We start from the raw sequence: 3,451 nt of genomic DNA, 5'->3' as shown, positions 1-3,451 counted from the left end.
CAACGTGCCATCGCTGGCCACGGAGACGCCCGTAAGGCCGCCATCGGAAACGAGCGTGGTGACAATCACGGCCGGGTCGACGGCTACGCCATTGACGGTGTCGTTCAAATGAACCGATGCCGTGGTGCCGCCGGTTCCGCTGACGATGGGCGCGGCCGAGAAATCGTCATTGACCGCCGAGATCGAAAAACCCGCCTGCGCTGCCTGCAGCGATATCCCGTCGACGGCGATATAGCCGAATCTTCCGCCGCTGACCAACTGAACCTGGAAACGGAGGATTTGCGTCGCACTGGTCGCAGTGAAGGTCATGCTCTGCTGCACCCAAGGCAAAGCGGTTCCCTTCGCCGGACAGGTGACGTCAGCCCCGAACTGGCTCTGGGCGCCAAAAGTGACCTCCCATTTGACGTTCACGCCGGCAAGACAGTAGGTCGGCACAAAAGATGCTGATTGATAGAACGAAACAACGTAATCATTGCCAGGCACGAGCCCGGTCACGGTCTGCTCCAATCCTTCCCTGTTGGTTGAACCGGTGGTGCCAGAATGAACGAAATCGCCGCCATCCGGCGACGCCACCCACGTCAGATTGGCACCCGCAATGTTGGGGTTACGGGTATCCGAGGTTCCCTGGACCTGTGTCCAGCCAGGCGGCAGGGTGGCATTGTAAACGGACCTGTCGACCGCGGGGTCCAGTCCTTCCAGGCTGCCGTTGGTAGCCAGTTCCGCGGCCACGGCAGGTGACGGAGCCCAGACCAGGGCGGAAACCGCAAGCAGGGCGCCAGCCAGGCAGATGCGGACAAGCCTGGAGTCAAGGCAGCGTTCAACCTTGCCATGGACGCTGCGGTTCAAGCGCCCCGACGGACCCGCATCCTGCCGTCCCCGGCGGACGGCTTGCCGTTTCAAGATGTTCATGATTGCCCCCGGTCCCTTTCCCGTCGTTTCCGGCCGGTCCGGCGCGCACATTCGCCGGCACTGCCCCTTCCATCCCGACATGAACCCGGGCAGAATACAACCCGAAGTTTTATTCGATCAACTCTCGCTCACAACCGAAGCAGCAGACAAGGCAACAAGGATGCCTGTGCCGGCAAGTGTTGGGCGCCCCCCGCGTTTGGTGTACCCGTTCTGAACGTGAGCATGATCCCTCTACTGCAGCGCATCGACGTCGGCCTGCACGACGGAATAGTCGGCGGTGAAGGTGACGGTGTCGCCCGGCGCCAGCGTGTCCCAGACCGGGCCGGCGTTGTCGGCGTCTGTGGAGTCTCCCACTGTGCCGGCGTCGGTCGTCAGCGAGACGGCGACGGGCTGGCCCGGGCTGGCGCCGCCGAGAAAGGCCGGATCATTGCCGTTGGTCGTGTCGGAGACCGAGACGTTCGCGACATTGACGTTGCCGGTGTTGGTGACCGCGTAGGCATAGCGGACCACGTCGCCCGTCCCGGCCTTGCCGTCGCCGTTGGCATCCGTGACGAAACTCCATGTCTTGGCAAGGACAAGGGCCGGTTGCGGGTTGAACACCGTGACGCTTTCCATCAGGTCGTCGCCCAGCATCGACGGATCGGGCTGATCGCCCGTTGCCGGCGTCGCCGTGTTGGTGATCAGGTTCCCCTGCTGGCCGGCATCGACGGTCGCAGTGATGTCCAGGGTTGCCGGCGTGCCGTTCACGACGCTGCCGATGGTCCATGCGCCGGTCGCCGGGTCATAGGTCCCGGCGCTGGCCACGTGGGACGCATAGGTCAGCCCGACGGGCATCTGGTCGTTCAGCGACACGCCGGTCGCCGTGACGCCTGCCGTCGCATTGGTCACCATCAGACGAAAGGTGACGCTGTCACCGACAGCGGGCGTGGCATTCGCCGAAAGCAGGCTCTTGACCGTCACGAGGTCCGGCTGTGCGAGCACCATGATGCTCTCCGTGAGGTCATCGCCAGCGGTTGACGGGTCGCCCTGGTCGCCAGCCGCCGGTGTCGTCGTGTTGGTGATGCCCTGCCCACCCTGATCAGCGTTTACGGTGGCGGTCAGGACGAGGCTTGCGGATGCGCCGTTTGCCAGTGTGCCAATCGTCCAGATTCCTGTCGCCGCGTCGTAACCGCCAGCGCCGGGGGTCGCGGAAACGAAGGTCAGGCCCGCGGGAACCTGGTCGGTGAGCGCCACGTTGGTTGCCGCGTCGGGGCCGTTGTTGACGACATTGATGCGAAAACCGACCGTATCGCCCACGGATGGAGTCGCGTTGCCGGATTCCAGCGTCTTGACGGTGACGAGATCGGTATCGCGGCACAGCAGGGTATCGAAGGCGATCCATTCGCGGAAACTCGTGCCCGACCCGCTGCTGCCGTAGCCGAGCGCGGGATACTGGAAGTCGATCCCCGTCGTGGCGCTGGTTCCGCCGTGCAGGACGACCTTGCTGACAGTCACCGAGGTCGCGCCGCGTGGCAGGTCGACATACCACTCCGTAACGGCATTGGAGACATCATAGACGCGGATCGTGCCTCCGTTGGCCAGTGTTCCACTGGTGCCGAGGCCTTCGATCTGGCGTTCATTGATATCGAAACCGGCCGGCGGGGCCCAGCGGTACATGGTCACATCCGGCGTGGCCGGATCGTACCAGGTTGCGCTTCCCGTACCGCCGGTCCAGCTGATCGTATAGTCGGACGCGGCATTGTCCCCGTTCACCGTGTTGAAACTGCCGCCAACCAGGCGAATGACATGGCCGGGCGAGGTGACGCCGGAGACATTGTAGCGCACCGTGATGCTGTCGGGATTGGCAGCTCCATTGGCAACATCGAGAACCAGGCCATCGGCTCCCGCCGGCGTAGCCGCACCGTAGCCCGCAGACTGGAGGATCGAATACGAATAGCTGGCAGAGTATGTCCCGTCGGTCACCCGGCCGGTGGCCGTATTGAACGTCGTCGGAGCCGATGTGCAGGTATCCGCCGCCACCGCCGACGACTCCGCCTGAAAGACGCCCAGTGCCGTCACCACACACAGTATTGCTTTCCGCCACGCCTTGCATGGTATTCGCATGGGAAACGCCCCCGTTCCTGCTTCAGCCTGATGGACGCACGGGGATCATGAAACTGACCCTCTTCATGGCAACCATCCTGGCAAACCCTTCATCAACAAATGCTTCGAAGCACTGGCCTGTTTCACCACGCACTCATTGGAGCGCATCGACGTCGGCCTGCACGACCGAATAATCCGCCGTGAAGGTGATGGTGTCGCCCGGCGCCAGCATGTCCCAGGTGGGGCCGGCGTTGTCGGCGTCGGTGGAGTCTCCCACTGTGCCGGCGTCGGTCGTCAGCGAGACGGCGACCGGCTGGCCCGGGCTGGCGCCGCCGAGAAAGGCGGGATCGTTGCCGTTGGTCACGTCGGAGACGGAAACGTTCGCCATCGCGACATTGCCGGTGTTGGTGACCGCGTAGGCATAGCGGATCACGTCGCCCGTCCCGGCCTTGCCGTCGCC

The 3,451-nt window shown here is 64.0% G+C and carries 3 protein-coding genes; all 3 read right to left on the bottom strand.

The window, feature by feature from the left end; all coding sequences use genetic code 11:
* Positions 1–909, bottom strand: a 909-nt coding sequence (locus CSC94_RS23790; RefSeq protein ID WP_133123089.1) for a carbohydrate binding domain-containing protein, incomplete at its 3' end; no start/stop codon positions are given.
* Positions 910–1,140: 231 nt separating this feature from the next.
* On the bottom strand, positions 1,141–2,967 hold the full coding sequence (locus tag CSC94_RS23785) for a DUF11 domain-containing protein (RefSeq protein WP_165784586.1): 1,827 nt from the start codon (positions 2,965–2,967) through the stop codon (positions 1,141–1,143).
* 178 nt (positions 2,968–3,145) lie between these two features.
* A partial coding sequence (locus CSC94_RS23780) for a DUF7507 domain-containing protein (RefSeq protein ID WP_133123062.1) occupies positions 3,146–3,451 on the bottom strand: 306 nt, incomplete at its 5' end.

Source organism: Zhengella mangrovi, assembly GCF_002727065.1.
In the GTDB taxonomy this organism is placed as follows: domain Bacteria; phylum Pseudomonadota; class Alphaproteobacteria; order Rhizobiales; family Rhizobiaceae; genus Zhengella; species Zhengella mangrovi.
This window is presented reverse-complemented; position numbering and strand designations above follow the sequence as displayed.